The sequence below is a fragment of the Erythrobacter alti genome, from assembly GCF_037996805.1.
Lineage (GTDB): Bacteria > Pseudomonadota > Alphaproteobacteria > Sphingomonadales > Sphingomonadaceae > Alteraurantiacibacter > Alteraurantiacibacter alti.
Genome location: NZ_JBBNAX010000001.1, coordinates 638,151 through 655,145 on the forward strand (window position 1 = coordinate 638,151; position 16,995 = coordinate 655,145).

Consider the following 16,995-nt stretch of genomic DNA (forward strand, 5'->3'; position numbering starts at 1 on the left):
TGGGTTTCACTGCACGGTCCTACCGTTCGCCTGCGCCCGGTCAAGCGAGCAGCCTTCGCTCCAGTGATAAGATGCCCGGTCTTCGCCTCGGCAAAGAAAAAGGCCCCGCAACTGAAGTCGCGGGGCCTTTTCTTGTCAGTCCCTTGCGGAACGTGAGGATCAGAAGCGCACGCTGAGCGATCCGAAGAACTCACGGCCGTCAAGATCGTAGCCATTGCCGATCGGAACGTTGTTGACGCTGAACACTTCGGTGCCATCGACAAGCGGCGGAGCCGTATTGAAGATGTTCGACACGCCGAGGCGCAAAGTCATCAACTCGTTAAAGTTGTACCGGATCGACGCGTTGTGGACGAAGTAATCGTCCGCAAAGCCAATATCGCGGCAGAACACGCCATCGCCCTCGACGACGCCGTTCGGAATGAAGGCACCGGTTGCGGGATCGTTGGAACCCGAACCGTTACCCAGACACGTGTCACCGATCACGCCGGTAGGCTGGCCATCGGGGCCACGACCGAAGGCGTCGCTTAGCGGATCGATGCCACTGGCCTGCTGCTCGGTTTCACCGATCCAGCGAGTCTGCCAGGTCAAGGTCACCGGACCGTAGCCGACGGAAGCGATCGCACGACCAGTCCATTCGGGGAAGCCGAATTCGCCGGTGAAGTCATCGAAATCTTCCTCGTCATCAAGGATGAACAACGTGCTGCGTTCGATCAGGTGGTTGGCCTGCAGGGTCAATCCAAGATCAAGGATATCACCGCCGAGCGGCACTTCGTAACCGAAGCTGGCGTTGATATCGATTCCGCGGACTGTTTCCTTGTCCTGGTTCAGGAACAGCGGGAAGGCCTGCGTGATAAGCTGACGCCCACCCGAATAAACCAGCTGGTCACAGTAGATGCTGCGATCGTAGCTCGCCGGCAATTCACCTGCGGGTGTCAGCGTAACGTCGGTCGTGTCGTAACAATCATTGACCGTGAACTGAGCCGAAAGTTCGGCGATCGAGCCCTCGACGATGATCGAGTAGTAGTTGAAGTTGAACGACACGTCGAAGTTGCCGAAGTTTTCCGCTACCGCAACACCGGTCGTAAACGACTTCGAGGTTTCCGGATCGAGATCAAGAGTACCACGGTTCGCCACTTCGATGCTGCTTGCACCAATAGTGTTGGTACCCGCAGGGCTGATACCAACACGCGTGGGATCGCGACCTTCATCACGGCAAATCGCGAGCAGCGCTGCATCGCGCGTATCGAGATCGGCCTGATAACCAGCCGGGCGATCAGCACTGGCCAGAGGCTGGAAGGCCGCTGCCGGAACGGCGCACGGGTCACCAACGGTTGTGAATCCGGTGATGCCGCCCAGGAAGTTCTCGCGAAGGTTCGGAGCACGGAAAGAGGTACCATAGGTTGCCTTCAACAGAACCTGAGGCACGGGGCGCCAATCGGCCTTGAGCGAGTAAGTACCAGCTGTTCCGTAGAACTCTTCTTCGCTTACACGTCCTGCAGCATTGACGTTGAATTCACCCCAGAAATCGCTGTCGAAAACCGGGACGTTGAGTTCACCGAATGCTTCGACAATGTACTTGTCGCCATTCGTGCCGAAGTCACGGAAGAAGCCAAAGAACAGACCGTTGAAGGCGCTGATATCCGGGACCGTCGAGATGCTGTCGTGGCGGAATTCACCACCGAGTACGACTGCAAGCGGACCGGCGGGCAGCTCGACCAGATCGCCGGTGGCGTAGGCCGAAAGGACGATTTGCTCGTAAGTCGTGTCGACCTGACGGACACCGAACAGATAATCCCGCTCCGCCTGGCTGGCAAAATCGCCAAAGGGCAGCTGGAAGATGCTGTCTGCGAAGAGATTGACCGGAACACAGCCCTGCACGAGGTCTGGCGCGGCCAGGTTCGGGTTAGACAGGGTGCCGCACGGACCGATGTAGCGCGGATCGTCGCCGACGAAGTTCGCGCCCGGACGCGTCCCACCATCCCGGCTGTCGCCGATGTTGACAAGTGGCTGGCCGAATACTTCGTAGTTGTTGTCGTAGTCGTCAGCGATGCCGTCGCCATTGTTGTCGGCCACGCCGTCACCGTCGAAGTCGGCGGTGGGATCAATACCCAGCGAATAGGCCAGGCGGTCCTCGCGAATACCGCGACGGATGGAGCGGCCTTCCGAACGCGAATAGACGCCGGAAACCTCGAAGCTCCAGGAATCGCCAAAGAACGGCAGGTCACCGCGCACACCGAGCACGCCGCGATACTGTTCCTGCGTCACGTCCTGGTTGTTACGGTCACCGCGGATCTGCGCATTTGCGTCAACCGGCAGCGACATGCCGTAGTTACCACGACCGAAGGGAACGCCCGGTGCTGCGTAGACATCGAACGAACCAGGTCTGGTCCCGTTAAGGTCGCCGAAAGTATCGGCCTGGAAGTTATCCAGCAAACGACAGTCAACACCGTTCGGATTCGTGTCGATATTACAGGGGTTGAACGGGTTGAGGTCAGGCACCGACGGGAAGATGCTCGGCGAGCCGGTATTGTCCGAAAACACCTCGGCGCGGCTGTAGAGCGCTTCGAAGAACGGCGTGATGTTCATTTCACCGCCGAGCGAATATTCACCGTAAGCCATCACGTTATACAGCTTCTGCTGCGTGATGAACGACTGCTCGAGGTTCGTACCGTTCGTGTTGAAGTCGTAGAAGTCGATATCACGGATACCGTCGCCATCACGGTCAAGCTGGGCACCGAAAGCGTTCGACGAGTCGGCATAGGGGAAATCCGGGAAACCGGGGTAGTTGCTGCCGCCTGGACCGACATAGTAGGCCGAACCGCCGAAGCTGTTGGTCTGGAAGATACGACCGGTGAAGCCCGTCAGCACACATTCGTTGTTGGGGATGCTGATAGCACCGCCGGTCTGGTTTTCCAGGATGGCGCGATCGGAAACGCCAATGCGTCGGATATCGCCCTGGTTGGTGATTTCATAATCGGTACGGCAACCGTTGAACCATTCGCGATCGCTGAGCTTGATCTCGTCACGATAAGCGTATTCGGCACCGATGCCGAAGAAGCCGCGATCGAAGGTGGTGCCCCATGCGCCGCTGACTGTGTAGTCATCGCCGCCGCCATCGGGATTGACGCTGCCCGAACCGAACAGTTCAAAACCGTCAATGTCGGTGCGCAGAATAACGTTACCCACACCGGCAACGGCGTCCGAACCGTAAACCGACGATGCACCGTCGAGCAGCAGGTCGTAGCGCTCGATCAGCGAGGACGGGAGGAGGTTGATCGACGGGCTGGTCGGCGCGCCTTCCACACCAGCAGGTGCGAGGCGGCGACCGTTGATCATAAGAAGCGTACGGTTCGCACCCAGGCCACGAAGGTTGAGAGTCTGCGAACCCGGGCCATTGTCCAAAACGAAGCCCTGGAAGGTGGCGTCGATCTGCTGGCCGGCAGCAGCTTCCGAGCGCTGCAGGATCTGCGCGGCATCGAATTCACCAACGTCGCGAGCGGCTTCGGTATCAAGAACCTGAAGCGGCGAAGTGCTGGAGTAGGTGTCAGCACGGCGAACACGCGAACCGGTAACAACAATGCTACCTTCTTCATTGGCACCCTGTGCGCCGGTGTCGTCGACATCGACAACCACCTGCTCGTCAGGATCGTTGTTCGTAACGCCGGTAGCTTCCGCCGCGTCCTGCGCGAATGCCGCACCACCTGCGAGAAGCGCGCCGGCCGATACAGAGATCGCCAGACCCGTCAGGGCAGTTCTACGAAGATTTTTCATGTTTTCCCGTCCACCTTAGAAAGTCGAATTCACAAATTATTCAGCGCGCCCACGGCAACTATCTTTGCTGCTTTGCGGGAAGCGGACGGTGTACTGGAGTAAGCAGCACAGTCCGCAACGCTGGATGACGCTTCGTGCAATAGGCTCCGCCCCATGTCAAAACGCCATCGCCTACTATGGCGGCACAATGACCCGATTTGGTTTAGTCTGTGACTAAATTCACACACTGGTGAATGTCGATGATTTTGGCCAAAAATTTCGTGTAGGTTGCATCGCGCTACCTGAAAATTTCGTGAGGATGGGATTTCCGCTCTGTCGATGGTCGCTGCGCGCGTTCTTCGTTTCGCGTGGGCCACTTGCGGGGCTCGATCCTGCTCGCTCTGTCAGCAAAATCCTTGCCGGCACGAAGAAGGGCGGAGTTTCACCCGCCCTTTCCGATTCTACCAAAGTTGCAGCGTTATCAGCTTACAACCATCTTTAATTCTCCATCGCCTTCGTCGATCTCGACCGTGCTGCCATCGGGCACTTCGCCCGCCAGCAACATCTCGGCCAACGGATCCTGCAAGTAGCGCTGCACCGCACGCTTCAGCGGCCTTGCGCCATACACGGGATCATAGCCGACGCGGCCCAGCCATTTGCGCGCACCGTCGGTCAGGTCGAGTTCGATCTTTCGATCCTTGAGCAGTTTCTGCACGCGCGACACCTGGATATCGACGATCGGCGCCATGTGCTCCATCGCCAATCGGTGGAACAGGATGATCTCGTCCAGCCGGTTGAGGAATTCGGGGCGGAAATGACCGCGCACCACATCCATCACCTGCTCCTCGACATCCTCCACCTTCTGGTCGTCGCCGAGGTTCGAGAGGAACTGGCTGCCCAGATTCGATGTCAGGATGATGAGCGTGTTGGAGAAATCGACCTTGCGGCCTTGTCCGTCGGTCAGATGGCCATCGTCAAGCACCTGCAACAGCACGTTGAACACGTCGCCATGCGCTTTCTCGACCTCGTCGAACAGCACGACCTGGTAAGGCCTGCGTCGCACAGCCTCGGTCAGCACGCCGCCTTCTTCATAGCCGACATAGCCCGGAGGCGCGCCGATCAGGCGGGCGACCGAATGCTTCTCCATGAACTCACTCATGTCGATGCGGACCATGGCGTGGTCATCGTCGAACAGAAACGATGCGAGCGCCTTGGTCAGTTCGGTCTTGCCGACGCCGGTCGGGCCGAGGAACAGGAAGCTGCCCAGCGGGCGGCCGGGATCCTGCAATCCGGCACGCGCACGGCGCACGGCCTTGGACACCGAATTGATCGCCTTTTCCTGCCCGATCACACGCTTGGACAGGACGTCTTCCATCTTGAGGAGCTTGTCGCGCTCGCCCTCGAGCATCTTTTCCATCGGGATGCCGGTCCAGCGGGCAACGACAGAGGCGATGTCGTCCTCGGTCACTTCCTCGCGCAGGAGCGCGTTCTCGGTCGTGTCCTCGGCTGCGGCAAGCGCCTTTTCCAGTTCGGGGATCTTGCCGTAGGAAAGCTCGCCCGCCTTGGCGAGATCGCCAGCGCGCTGCGCCTGCTCCAGTTCGATCCGCGCCGCGTCGAGGTCTTCCTTGATCTTGGCCTCGGCATGGATCTTGTCGCGCTCGTTCTGCCAGCGCGTGGTCAGTTCGGAGGATTGCTGTTCGAGGTTGGCGAGCTCTTCGCGCAGGGCGTGGAGCCGGTCCTTGCTCGCCTGGTCGTTTTCCTTTGCCAGCGCCGATTCCTCGATCTTGAGCTGGATGATGCGCCGGTCGAGCGTTTCGATTTCCTCGGGCTTGCTCTCCACTTCCATGCGGATGCGGCTCGCCGCCTCGTCCATCAGGTCGATCGCCTTGTCGGGCAGGAAGCGGTCTGTGATGTAGCGTTCGGAAAGCTGCGCCGCAGCCACGATCGCACCATCGGTGATGCGCACGCCGTGATGCAATTCGTACTTTTCCTTGATGCCGCGCAGGATCGAGACCGTGTCTTCCACGCTCGGTTCATCAACGAATACCGGCTGGAAGCGCCGCTGGAGGGCCGCGTCCTTTTCGACATATTTCTGGTATTCATCGAGCGTGGTCGCGCCGATCGTGTGCAGTTCGCCGCGTGCCAGGGCGGGCTTGAGCAGATTGGAGGCATCCATGCTGCCTTCGCTCGCGCCCGCGCCGATCAGCGTGTGCATTTCGTCGATGAATAGGATGATCTCGCCATCGGCACCTTTCACCTCGTCCAATACGGACTTCAGCCGTTCCTCGAACTCGCCGCGATACTTCGCGCCGGCAATCATCGATCCGAGATCGAGCGCCATCAGGCGGCGATCCTTCAGGCTGTCGGGTACATCGCCATTGGCAATGCGCAGCGCGAGTCCTTCGGCAATCGCGGTCTTGCCGGTGCCGGGTTCGCCGATGACGACGGGATTGTTCTTGGTGCGCCGCGCAAGGATCTGGATGACGCGGCGGATTTCTTCGTCGCGTCCAATCACGGGGTCGAGCTTGCCGTCGCGCGCAGCCTGCGTCAGGTCGCGCGAATACTTCTTCATTGCATCATAGGATGCCTCGGCGTTGGCGCTGTCCGCCGTCTTGCCGCCGCGCAGTTCGTTGATCGCCGTGTTGAGCGCCTGCGCTGTCAGCCCCGCATCAGCGAGAGCCTTGCCCGCCTTGCTGTCCTTCGCCAGCGTCAGCGCCAGCAACAGGCGTTCGACGGTGACATATTCGTCGCCCGCCTTCTGGGCGACCTGTTCGGCGCTATCGAGAACGCGCACCGCGTCATTATCGAGACCCGGCGTCTGTTGCGCCCCGCCCCCGCTGACTGCAGGCACCTTTGCCAGCAGTGCATCGACCTGCTGGACTGCCGCGCCCGGATTCCCACCGGCGCGCTGGATCAGTCCGGCAGCCATGCCCTCTTCATCCTCCAGCAACGCCTTGAGGATGTGTTCGGGAGAAATGCGTTGGTGCGAATTGCGGATAGCCACGGTTTGCGCGCTCTGGAGAAATCCGCGTGCCCGGTCGGTGAACTTTTCGAGATTCATACCCTATTGGTCCCTTGCCTGATTACCCGTGACAGATAGTGTTGCATATGCGCAACACAAGTGGTGTCGGACCCGATATTTCTGCTCTTGGTCGAAATAATCGCCCAGCCAAGGCTAGCGCGCCGAAACGGCTTTCGCCAGCGCGCAGTCGTGCTAACAGGTTGCTCATGAAACTCATCGCCGCTCTGCGCCCGTTCGTACCCGTCGCAACTGCCCTTGCCTTGCTGGGCTGCACAACCACGGCTCAACAGCCCGCAGCCGTGCCGCAGGCCGAGGTGAGCGCGCCCACACTTGCTTCGCTGGACGAGCTGATCGCGGAAGTCAGCATTCCCTATGAGACTTTTACGCTCGATAACGGCTTGCAAGTGGTCATCCACACCGACCGCAAAAGCCCGCTTGTCGGCGTCACCACCTATTACCGCGTCGGATCGAAGCACGAGCCGCGCGGGCGCACGGGTTTTGCCCATTTGTTCGAGCACCTGATGTTTGGCGGCAGCGAGAATGTCGAAAATTTCGATGTTCCCCTGGAAGCGGCAGGATCGACCGGCACCAATGGCTCCACATGGTACGACCGCACCAATTACGTCGAGGTGGTTCCCACAGGCGCGCTCGACCTCGCGCTGATGATGGAAAGCGATCGCATGGGCTATCTGCTCGGCGCGATCAGCCAGGAGAAGCTCGATAACCAGCGCGCCGTGGTGCAGAACGAGAAGCGGCAGGGGGACAACGGTCCCTACGGTCTTGTCAGCTATCTGTTGAACGACGGGCTGCTGCCGGTCGGCCATCCCTACCGCCATTCCACCATCGGTTCGATGGCAGACCTTTCCGCCGCCAGTCTCGAAGATGTGCAGACTTGGTTCCGCGACAATTACGGGCCCAACAATGTCGTCCTTGCGCTGACCGGCGATATCGATGCAGCAACCGCGCGCCCGATGGTCGAACGCTGGTTCGGCGACATCGCGCGCGGCCCCGATGTGGAAACCGCAGACGCCGGCCCCGTGACACTGGCCGAACCGCAATATCGCGAAATCACCGACCAGGTGCCGCTGGCACGCATCTACCAGGCGTGGACCGGCCCCGGCATGGAACACCCCGATGCCGTGCCGCTGGCGGTAGGCATGTCGATCCTCGGCGGGCTCAGTTCTTCGCGGCTCGACAACACAATGGTGCGCGGCGAGGAGCTGGCGACCAGCGTTTTCGCCTATGCGCAACAGCATGAGCAATTGAGCTTCCTGCAAGCGAGCGTGAACGTGAAAACCGGCGTCGACAATGCAGAGGCGCTCACACTGCTCGAAAGCGAGATCGCAAAGATGATCTCCGAAGGCCCGACGCAGGATGAAATCAACCGCGCTGTCACGCAGATCGTATCCGGCACGATTGGAGCACAGGAGCGGGTCGGCAATTTCGGTGGCAAGGGCATGATCCTGGCCGAGGGCCTGATGTATACCGGCAATGCTGGCCAGTTCCGCGACGAGCTTGAACAGATGGCGGCGCTGACACCCGAAGCGGTTCGTGAAGCGATGGAGCGCTGGCTCTCACGCCCCTCCCACACTCTGGTTGTCGTTCCGGGCGAACGCACGCTGGATGGAGCAAATCTCGGCGGCTGGGGTGACGAACATCTCAATCCCGCGCCGCAGCCCGATACCGGCTCCGACGTGGAAGTCGCACGCACCGGCCCAGAACGCGCCCTGCCCACCCCTGCACCCGTTGGCGAATTGACCTTCCCGCAAGTCGAACGCGCCACACTGTCGAACGGCATTCCCGTTGTCCTCGCGCGCCGCACGGCCGTGCCGCAGGTGTCGCTTGCGATGGTGTTCGATGCCGGTTCGGTGGTCGATCCCATCGGACAGGCTGGCGTGCACGAAACCATGATCGACGTGCTCAGCGAAGGCACGACCACGCGCAGCGCGCTCGATATCGCGCAGGAGCAGGAGGCGCTGGGCGCATCGCTCAGTGCCGGCGCGGGCGTCGACCGTTCAATTGTCTCGCTCACCGCACTGTCCGCCAACCTCGCACCCTCGCTCGACCTGATGGCCGATGTGGTGCGCAATCCGGCCTTTGCGCCCGATGCGGTGGCCCGCGTGCGCCAGCAGCGCGAGGCCGCCATCGCGCAGCAGCTCGCTTCTCCTGCAGGCCTTGCCCAGCGCGCCTTCCTGCCGCTCGTCTATGGTGCGAACCATCCCTACGCCTATGCTTCCACCAGTGGCGATGCCGATGCGGTTGCCACGATAGAGGCAAGCGATCTTGCCGCAGAACACGGCGAGTGGATGCGTCCCGACCTCGCATCGATCACTGTAGTGGGCGATATCTCGATGGATGAACTGGTCGCCGCGCTCGAAGCCAGCTTCGGCGACTGGCAAGCTCCGGCAACCGCCGCGCCTGCCAAGAATATAGACGCTCCTACACCCGCTCCGGCTCCGCGCCTTGTGGTGGTCAACCGGCCCAATTCACCCTCGAGCTATCTCACGCTGGGTCGCCTTGTCCCCTTCGCTGGACATTTCGATGGCTTCGAAGCGCTCGAACTGGCCAACGAAGTGATCGGCAGCGGCTTCCTTTCGCGGCTTAACAACGACCTGCGCGAAACGCGCGGCTGGACCTACGGCATCCGCTCCTCGATCCCCGAAGCACGTGGCCAACGCCGCCTGCAGGTGGGTACGCAGGTGCAGGCTGACAGGACAGCGGATTCAATCCGCGTCATCCTCGACCAGATGCAGGCCTTCCCCGCCACCCGCCCGGTCGACGCCACCGAACTGCAGCGCGTAACCGACGGAAATATCCGCAATTTGCCCAACCGTTATGAAACCAACGGACAGGTGCGCAGCGCCTTGCTTGGCAATCAGTTGCTCGGCCGCGATTTGCGCTACGAAGCGCGGCTGCCCGATATCTACCGCGCGATTGATGCCGATGCGATCAATGCCGCAGCTGCGCGTTACCTCCAGCCGGAAAATTTCGTGATCGTTGTGGTGGGTGACCGTTCGGTTATCGACCCGCAGCTTGAAACGCTGGGCATGGACATCACCTATCGGGACGCGGACGCGCTTTAAGGCCAGTCCCCGCCGATCACCAAGAACACAAAGCAGGAGAGTATTATGAGCGACGTTGGCGGCACCTATGATTTCGTGGTCAACAGCCCGATGGGCGAACAGAAGGGCACCATGACCGTGGTTCCCGATGCCAGCGGCAACAGCTTCACCGGCTCGCTCAACGGCACGCTGGGTTCGATGGACATCGATGACGGCACGATCAGCGGCAACACGCTGAACTGGAAGATGAAAATGAAGATGCCCCTGCCCATGACGCTCGATTGCGAAGCCACGGTCGATGGCGACGATGTGACCGGCACTATCGACGCAGGCATGATGGGCAAGATGCCGCTTACCGCCAAGCGGCAGGGATAGGCGGGACTAGAAACTGCCCCGCAGCGCCTGGTAGATCACCGCTGTCACCGCATTCGCCAGATTGAGCGAGCGGATGTGCTCGGAACGCATCGGCAGGTAAAATTCGCGATCACCATGGGCTGCCCGGATGGCTTCGGGCAGCCCTTTCGTTTCGCAGCCGAACACCAGATAGGCATCTGCGGGGTATTCCGGCTCGTAGAAGCTGGCGGGCCCATCATCCTCGAACAGGAACAGCTGGTCCGCGCGCGGCTGGCGCTCGGCGAGGAATGCCTCCCAGCTGTCGTACTCGGCCAGCCGCACATGCTGCCAGTAATCGAGCCCGGCGCGTTTCAGCCGCGTATCGGTGATCTCGAACCCGTAAGGTCGCACAAGCACCAGCTCCAGCCCGAGCGCCACGCAGGTGCGCCCGATCGTGCCGGTGTTTCCGGGGATTTCCGGATGGACGAGGACTATGGAAGGCGCGTGGCGGGTCAGCCCAGCTTGTCCTTCAAGATCTGGTTCACCACCGCCGGGTTGGCCTTGCCCTGCATCACCTTCATCGTCTGGCCGACGAAGAAGCCGAACAGCTTGTCCTTGCCCGCCTTATACTGCTCGACCTTGTCGCCATTGGCGGCGATGATCTGCTCGATGGCGGCTTCGATCGCGCCGGTGTCGCTGACCTGCTTGAGGCCTTCGGTGTCAGCGATCTCGTCGGGCTCGCGGCCGGTCTTCAGGACAATCTCATAGATTTCCTTGGCCTGACCGCCCGAAATCTCGCCTGCGTCCTGCATCTTGAGGATGGCGGCCTGTCGTGCGGCGGTAGCGTGAGCCATATCCGCTTCGTCACCCAAGGACTTCACCACGCCTGGCGCGACCGAGAGCGACCAGTTGGCGACCTGCGTCGCGACCTTGGCCTCGGGCTTGCCGAGCGCGCTGGCGGTTTCGGCCAGCAACGTTTCAAACCGCGCAAATGTCTCCACCTCGGCGGTAAGTTCGCGGGCATTGTAGGGTGTCAGGCCGAGCTCGTTCTCGTACCGCCGGCGCTTGGCGTCGGGCAGTTCGGGCAGGCTGGCGCGGCACGCCTCGAGGAATTCGTCGTCCAGTTCGAGCGGCAGCAGGTCGGGATCGGGGAAGTAGCGATAATCATGCGCGTCTTCCTTGCTCCGCATCGAGCGGGTGGTGCCGGTGCCCGGATCGAACAGGCGCGTTTCCTGCACGATCTTTCCGCCGTCCTCCAGCACATCAACCTGGCGCTGGGCTTCGTGTTCGATCGTCTGCATGACGAAGCGCACCGAATTGACGTTCTTCGTCTCGGTCCGCGTGCCCAGTTCGGTGTCACCGACACGGCGCACGCTGACATTGACGTCGGCGCGCATCGAGCCTTCTTCCATGTTCCCGTCGCACGAGCCGACATAGCGCAGGATCGAGCGCAGCTTGCGGACATAGGCCCCGGCCTCTGCGGGTGAGGTCATATCGGGATCGCTGACGATTTCCATCAGCGCGACGCCGGTGCGGTTGAGATCGACATAGGACATGGTGGGATGCTGGTCATGCATCAGCTTGCCCGCATCCTGCTCGACATGGATACGCTCGATCCCGATGACCTTGTCCGCAGGGATACCGGCCTTCTCGTCCGCCTCGATATGCAGCGCGCCCTTGCCTACCAGCGGGTGGTAGAGCTGGCTGATCTGGTAGCCTTGCGGCAGGTCGGCGTAGAAGTAGTTCTTGCGGTCGAAACGTGACCATTTGTTGATCTGCGCCTCGATCGCCATGCCGGTGCGCACCGCCTGCCGGATGCATTCGCGATTGGGCACGGGCAGCATTCCCGGCATCGCCGCATCGACGAGACTGACCTGCGTATTGGGCTCCGCCCCGAATGCGGTGGACGCGCCCGAGAACAGCTTGGCGTTGGAGGTGACCTGCGCATGGACCTCGAGACCGACAACGATCTCCCACTCGCCCGTTGCGCCGTGAATGCGGTAGTTACTCATCTGTCTTTTCCGAAGTTGGCAAGGGCGGCGCCCCGGATGCTTTCAAGAAGCGCGTCGAATTTCCCAAGCATTTCCGCATCGAGAGTATTGGCGGGCACGCCATCGAGGACTTGTTTGATCCCCTCGATCGAAATCTCAATGTCTTGCGGTGATGCGATGCCCCGTTCAGCAAGGATACGCAGGCTCTGCGTCCCTGCAAGAAGACCGGCGAGACCAAGTGAGCGGTCGCGCTTGTCAGTCGCTGATTCTCCGAAGATATTCACCACCACTTCTCCGGCTGTGCGGTGAACCCGGCGCGCTGTTCGATGGCGAGGCCAGCATTCAGCACGCCTTGCTCGTCCATCGCGCGGCCCACGATCTGCAAGCCCAAAGGCAGGCCATCCTCGGTCATTGTTGCAGGCACGCTCATCGCGGGAAGGCCAGCGAGCGAGGCGGGCACGGCGTAGACGTCGTTCAGATACATCGTCAGCGGATCGTCGTTGAGCGAATCCAGCGGGAAGCTCGCGGTTGGCGTTGTGGGCGCGAGGATCACGTCGCATTCGCCAAAGGCCGCGTCGAAATCGCGCTGCACCAGCGTACGCACCTTCATCGCCTGGGTATAATAGGCATCGTAGAAGCCAGCGCTGAGCACATAGGTGCCGAGCATCACGCGGCGCTTCACCTCGTCCCCGAAACCTTCGGCGCGGGTGGCGGCGTACATGTCCTGCAGGCCGGCGCCTTCGGGCAGGTCGCGCAGGCCGTAACGCACGCCATCATAGCGCGCGAGGTTGGACGATGCCTCCGCCGGAGCGACAATATAGTAGGCGGGCAGCGCATATTTGGTGTGCGGCAGGCTGACCTCGACGATCTCAGCCCCGGCATCGCGCAGCCATTGCGCGCCCTGATCCCAACTGTCGAGGATCGCCTGATCGGTGCCTTCCATCCGGTATTCTTTGGGAATGCCGACTTTCTTGCCGCGCAAATCCGCATCCAGATTTCCGAACCAGTCGGGCACGGGCGCGTCGAGGCTGGTCGAATCCTTCGGATCGAACCCCGCCATCGCGCCCAGCATGATCGCGCAATCTTCTACGCTGCGGGCCATCGGCCCTGCCTGGTCGAGCGAGCTGGCGAACGCGACAACGCCCCAGCGCGAGCAGCGGCCATAGGTCGGCTTGATCCCGCAAATGCCGGTGAAGGCGGCGGGCTGGCGGATCGATCCGCCGGTATCGGTGCCGGTCGCTGCCGGAGCGATACGCGCAGCCACCGCTGCAGAGGAGCCACCCGACGAACCGCCCGGGCTCATCGCGGCATTGCTGCCTTGCTTGCGCCAGGGTGATGCGACGTTGCCGAAATGGCTGGTCTCGTTGGACGAACCCATTGCGAACTGGTCCATGTTGAGCTTGCCCAACATGCCGCAGCCCGCATCCCACAATTTCTGCGAAACTGTGCTTTCATAGCGCGGGACGAAACCTTCGAGCATGTGGCTCGCCGCCGTCGTCTGCACACCGTCGGTGCAGAACAGGTCCTTCATGCCGATCGGCACGCCCGCCATCGGGCCAAGGTCCTTGCCCGCCGCGCGCGCGGCATCGACCGCATCGGCAGCATCAATCGCCTTCTCTGGCGTAACGACAATGAAGGCGTTGAGCGCGTTTGCGGCTTCGACAGCGGCATTGAAACTGTCCGCCACTTCGCGCGCGGTGAAGTCTCCACCGGCAACGCCATCGCGAATCTCGCGAACGCCAAGCTTGGTAAATTCGGTCATTATTCGATCACCTTGGGCACGCCGTAAAAGCCGTGTTCTGCCACCGGAGCATTGGCGAGCACATCGTCGCGCCGACCGCCGCCGGTCTTGGGATCGGCATCGATTACGTCGTCGCGCAGGCGCAGCTTCTGCTCGATGACCGCGGTCATCGGCTCGACGCCGGAGGTATCGACCTCGCCCAGCTGCTCGACCCATTCGAGGATCTTGTTGAATTCGGGCACCAGATGATCGAGATCGCCCTCGTGCATCTCTATGCGTGCCAGCGAGGCGATTTTCGCCACTTCTTCTCGGGTAACGGACATGCAGGCGCGATAGCGGCGAGTGTGGGCAGCTTCAAGCTATTCGGTAGGCCCTAATTGTCGCCTTCGATCGCGACTTCGCCCTCTGCTCCAAGCGGCGCCTGCATAGGCACCCCGTCGATCACGATATAGCGTTGCGGGATTGTATGGATTTCGACCACCGAATCCTCCTTCAGTTCACCGCTGGTCAGGTTCCTGTCCGGCTCAGGAATTGGGGTATCGGCAGGTTCATCACCGCCCATGGTGTAAATCTCGAAAGCGCGGTGCTGGATAAGAGCCACCTGCCGCTGCCCATCAGCGTTTCGCCCGATATCGAGTGCGAGGCATTGGTTCTGGCATTTCCACGGCTGCTCTTGCAGCTTGCCTATAATGAACTCGCGTAATTCGGGATCGTCCGGCTGGACCCGCAAATTGTAGTCGGCTTCTACCCTACGCGCGTAACCGTAGTCATATGGCCGCTCCGTCTGCGCCTGCGCAGCCTGCGCCAATTGCGCCACTTCGCCTTCGCGCTCGGCCAGTTCTGCGAGCACCTCGCGACCCGCATCGCCGAAGTCCCAGCGAAGCGCTGCAAGGTCGAACTCCTCAAGGCTCACCTTGCCAGCATCGAGCCGCGCGACCTGGTTCTTCGCTGATATGCCGCCAAAGTCTATCAGCGGAAAGGCAAGGACAAGCGCGATACCGCAGGTCACCACCGCGAGGTGCATATTGGCGCGGCGCAGATATTGGCTCCATCCCGCCATCCGGCCACGCGCCAGCCCGACCCAATAGGCAAGGCCATAGCTGCACGCGATCACGATAGCGATCAGCGCCCAGATGCGCTCGGGTGAGAGGCCGTGCTGGTCGATACGGATACCCATGCTGATCGCGGCAAACACGGTCAGCGGGAGGATACAGAAGGCAAGCACCAGCGCCGCCGATTGCATGAAAGCGCTGGAGCTGCGCTGCGCATCGTCATCGCGTACCACGGCATTGCTCAGGACGAAGCAGCCCACGGCGCAGGTCAGCAGCACCGGCGTGGCGCTGTCGGTCGCGTCCCACAGGGCAGACCCGCCCGAAAACAGCAAAATGACGAGGAAGATCAGCAGCGCGAGCGCGAAGGGGACGGCGAGCAGCGAAAACACCAGCATGACCACGCGCTGCAAGGTCCCGATAATGCCAAGCTGGTTGCGCAGCACACCCAGCGCCGCGCCGAAGGTCAGGCCGACGAACATCGCGCTGAACCAGCCGGTCTGGATCAGCTCCTCGATCACGTCGATGCCGATCAGGCTGAACAGTCCGTGCAGCAGCCACAGCAGCGCCCAGCTCAATCCCATGAACAGGAAAGCGCCGCCCGCGCTTACCGCATCGGTCCAGACGTAGAAGTGCGTCGCCGGATAAGGTGTGTCCCAGCGCAGGCGATGGAAATTTGCCTGGAACAAGGGGATCGCGAGGACGGAGAAGAATACGCCTGCGGCAAAGGCGAACTCCTCCCCCGCGTGGCTTTCATGTGCATTGACCGCGAAATAGGCGATCCCCGCCATGACGAGGCCGATACCAAGCGCGAATATCGCTGCTTCGGCCAGGCGCTGCGGGCGCAGCACGAAACCGGCGGCGATCGCTCCGAAGAACATCAGAGCCGCAAGGGCCGCCCGCAGTGGCTCAGTGTCGAAATCCTCGAGCAGCTCGTAAACGCCAAGCCCGGCGATTGCGCCGAGCACCGCGAGTATCCACGGCCGCAGCGGCCAGTCTTCGAGGAGGACGGCTTGCTCAACAGGAGCCTTTTCGTCTTGCGTGGCTCCGGTCATGTCCTTCCCCCTTCCCCTTCAGTACAGCCTATTGCGGCGGAGCAGCAGGTGCCTGTGCACCGCTCTCACCTGCCTGCGCTTCCATCTGCGCCTGCATCATGATGGTCTGCACGCGTTGGGCTAGCTGCTGGAATTCTTCCTCGGTCAGAATTTCGTGAACCGTGACTTCGAAAGAGAGACCCGCATTGGCCGGAATGTCCGACTGCGGCGGTGGTGTATCGCCGTAGCCAAGCTCACCAGGAAACTCGATCAGGTAGGTTCCGCCCTTCTGGGTTTGCAGCAGGCCCTGGCTGAAGCCGGGCACCATGTCGCCAACCGGCATGGGCACGCCGCGCGGGATCATCGCAGCGATTTCGGGCGGCATCTGCAGTGATTCGGGCGAGCGGTCGAATTCGGTACCGTCTTCCAGCTTGCCGACGTAATCGAGGAATACCACGCTGCTTTCGGTCGGGTTAGGGCCTTCGCCCGCCGTCACTGTTTCCACAGTCAGCCCCTTGGGCATCGCAGCCCAGGCAACGCCCGCTGCCACGAGCACGGCGACGAGAACGCCGAGCCACAGTTTGAGCAGCGAGCCCTTGGCGATCGGCTGCAGGGGAACGCGGGTGACTTCGGCCATGGATCGATATCCTGTAAGATGGGGCGCGCCCGATAACCCACAAAGCAAAGGGGCGCGGAAATAACTTTCCACGCCCCTTTGGCTTAGCTGTGTCCGGCTTTCAAGCCAGACCGCTCTTATATCCGAAACGCGGTGGTCCTAGACTCCGTCGCGTTCCATGCGCTTGCGCTCCAGCTTGCGGGCGCGGCGCACGGCAGCAGCCTTTTCACGGGCGCGCTTTTCGCTGGGCTTTTCGTAGTGGCGACGCAGCTTCATCTCGCGATACACACCTTCGCGCTGCAGCTTCTTCTTGAGCGCGCGCAGGGCCTGTTCGACATTGTTATCGCGGACGATGATCTGCATAAAACCAAGCTTCTTTCATAGTTCCAAACGACCA

The 16,995-nt window shown here is 61.4% G+C and carries 12 protein-coding genes; 2 read left to right on the top strand and 10 right to left on the bottom strand.

All coding sequences use genetic code 11. The annotated features are described in order from the left end of the window. Positions 1-159: 159 nt before the first annotated feature. Positions 160-3,771 (bottom strand): TonB-dependent receptor domain-containing protein, encoded by a 3,612-nt coding sequence (locus AAC850_RS03145; protein ID WP_340587153.1) that lies wholly within the window; start codon positions 3,769-3,771, stop codon positions 160-162. 460 nt (positions 3,772-4,231) lie between these two features. Beyond that, positions 4,232-6,811, bottom strand: a complete 2,580-nt coding sequence (gene clpB, locus AAC850_RS03150; protein ID WP_340587154.1) for an ATP-dependent chaperone ClpB — start codon at positions 6,809-6,811, stop codon at positions 4,232-4,234. Between the two features lie 167 nt (positions 6,812-6,978). Between clpB and AAC850_RS03155 the strand changes: the two genes are divergently transcribed. Together AAC850_RS03155 and AAC850_RS03160 are read left to right on the top strand one after the other, a co-directional pair. Next, complete coding sequence (locus tag AAC850_RS03155) at positions 6,979-9,855, top strand: M16 family metallopeptidase (RefSeq protein ID WP_340587155.1); 2,877 nt, start codon at positions 6,979-6,981, stop codon at positions 9,853-9,855. 45 nt (positions 9,856-9,900) lie between these two features. After that, a complete protein-coding gene (locus tag AAC850_RS03160; RefSeq protein WP_340587156.1) occupies positions 9,901-10,209 on the top strand; it encodes a hypothetical protein in 309 nt (102 codons plus the stop codon). A gap of 6 nt (positions 10,210-10,215) precedes the next feature. On the opposite strand, the gene AAC850_RS03165 is transcribed toward AAC850_RS03160, so the two are convergent. The 8 genes from AAC850_RS03165 to rpsU form a co-directional block, all read right to left on the bottom strand. Then, positions 10,216-10,683: a tRNA (cytidine(34)-2'-O)-methyltransferase gene (locus AAC850_RS03165; protein ID WP_340587232.1), complete on the bottom strand. Its 468-nt coding sequence runs from the start codon at positions 10,681-10,683 to the stop codon at positions 10,216-10,218. After that, complete coding sequence (gene gatB, locus AAC850_RS03170; protein WP_340587157.1) at positions 10,680-12,179, bottom strand: Asp-tRNA(Asn)/Glu-tRNA(Gln) amidotransferase subunit GatB; 1,500 nt, start codon at positions 12,177-12,179, stop codon at positions 10,680-10,682. Before gatB ends, AAC850_RS03165 begins: the two co-directional genes overlap by 4 nt. After that, the gene (locus tag AAC850_RS03175; RefSeq protein WP_340587158.1) at positions 12,176-12,442 is read right to left on the bottom strand and encodes a hypothetical protein; all 267 of its coding nucleotides are present in this window, start codon (positions 12,440-12,442) and stop codon (positions 12,176-12,178) included. Before AAC850_RS03175 ends, gatB begins: the two co-directional genes overlap by 4 nt. After that, positions 12,439-13,920, bottom strand: coding sequence for an Asp-tRNA(Asn)/Glu-tRNA(Gln) amidotransferase subunit GatA (gene gatA, locus AAC850_RS03180; RefSeq protein ID WP_340587159.1), 1,482 nt, complete (start codon positions 13,918-13,920; stop codon positions 12,439-12,441). Before gatA ends, AAC850_RS03175 begins: the two co-directional genes overlap by 4 nt. After that, positions 13,920-14,222: an Asp-tRNA(Asn)/Glu-tRNA(Gln) amidotransferase subunit GatC gene (gene gatC / locus AAC850_RS03185; RefSeq protein ID WP_340587160.1), complete on the bottom strand. Its 303-nt coding sequence runs from the start codon at positions 14,220-14,222 to the stop codon at positions 13,920-13,922. The genes gatA and gatC overlap by 1 nt, the downstream gene beginning before the upstream one ends. Positions 14,223-14,272: 50 nt before the next feature. Further along, entirely contained in the window at positions 14,273-16,003 is a 1,731-nt protein-coding gene (locus tag AAC850_RS03190) for a DUF4153 domain-containing protein (RefSeq protein WP_340587161.1), read from the bottom strand. A 28-nt stretch (positions 16,004-16,031) separates the two neighbouring features. Continuing rightward, complete coding sequence (locus tag AAC850_RS03195; RefSeq protein ID WP_340587162.1) at positions 16,032-16,619, bottom strand: FKBP-type peptidyl-prolyl cis-trans isomerase; 588 nt, start codon at positions 16,617-16,619, stop codon at positions 16,032-16,034. A 138-nt stretch (positions 16,620-16,757) separates the two neighbouring features. Then, a complete protein-coding gene (rpsU, locus tag AAC850_RS03200; RefSeq protein ID WP_340587163.1) occupies positions 16,758-16,961 on the bottom strand; it encodes a 30S ribosomal protein S21 in 204 nt (67 codons plus the stop codon). Positions 16,962-16,995 lie beyond the last annotated feature (34 nt).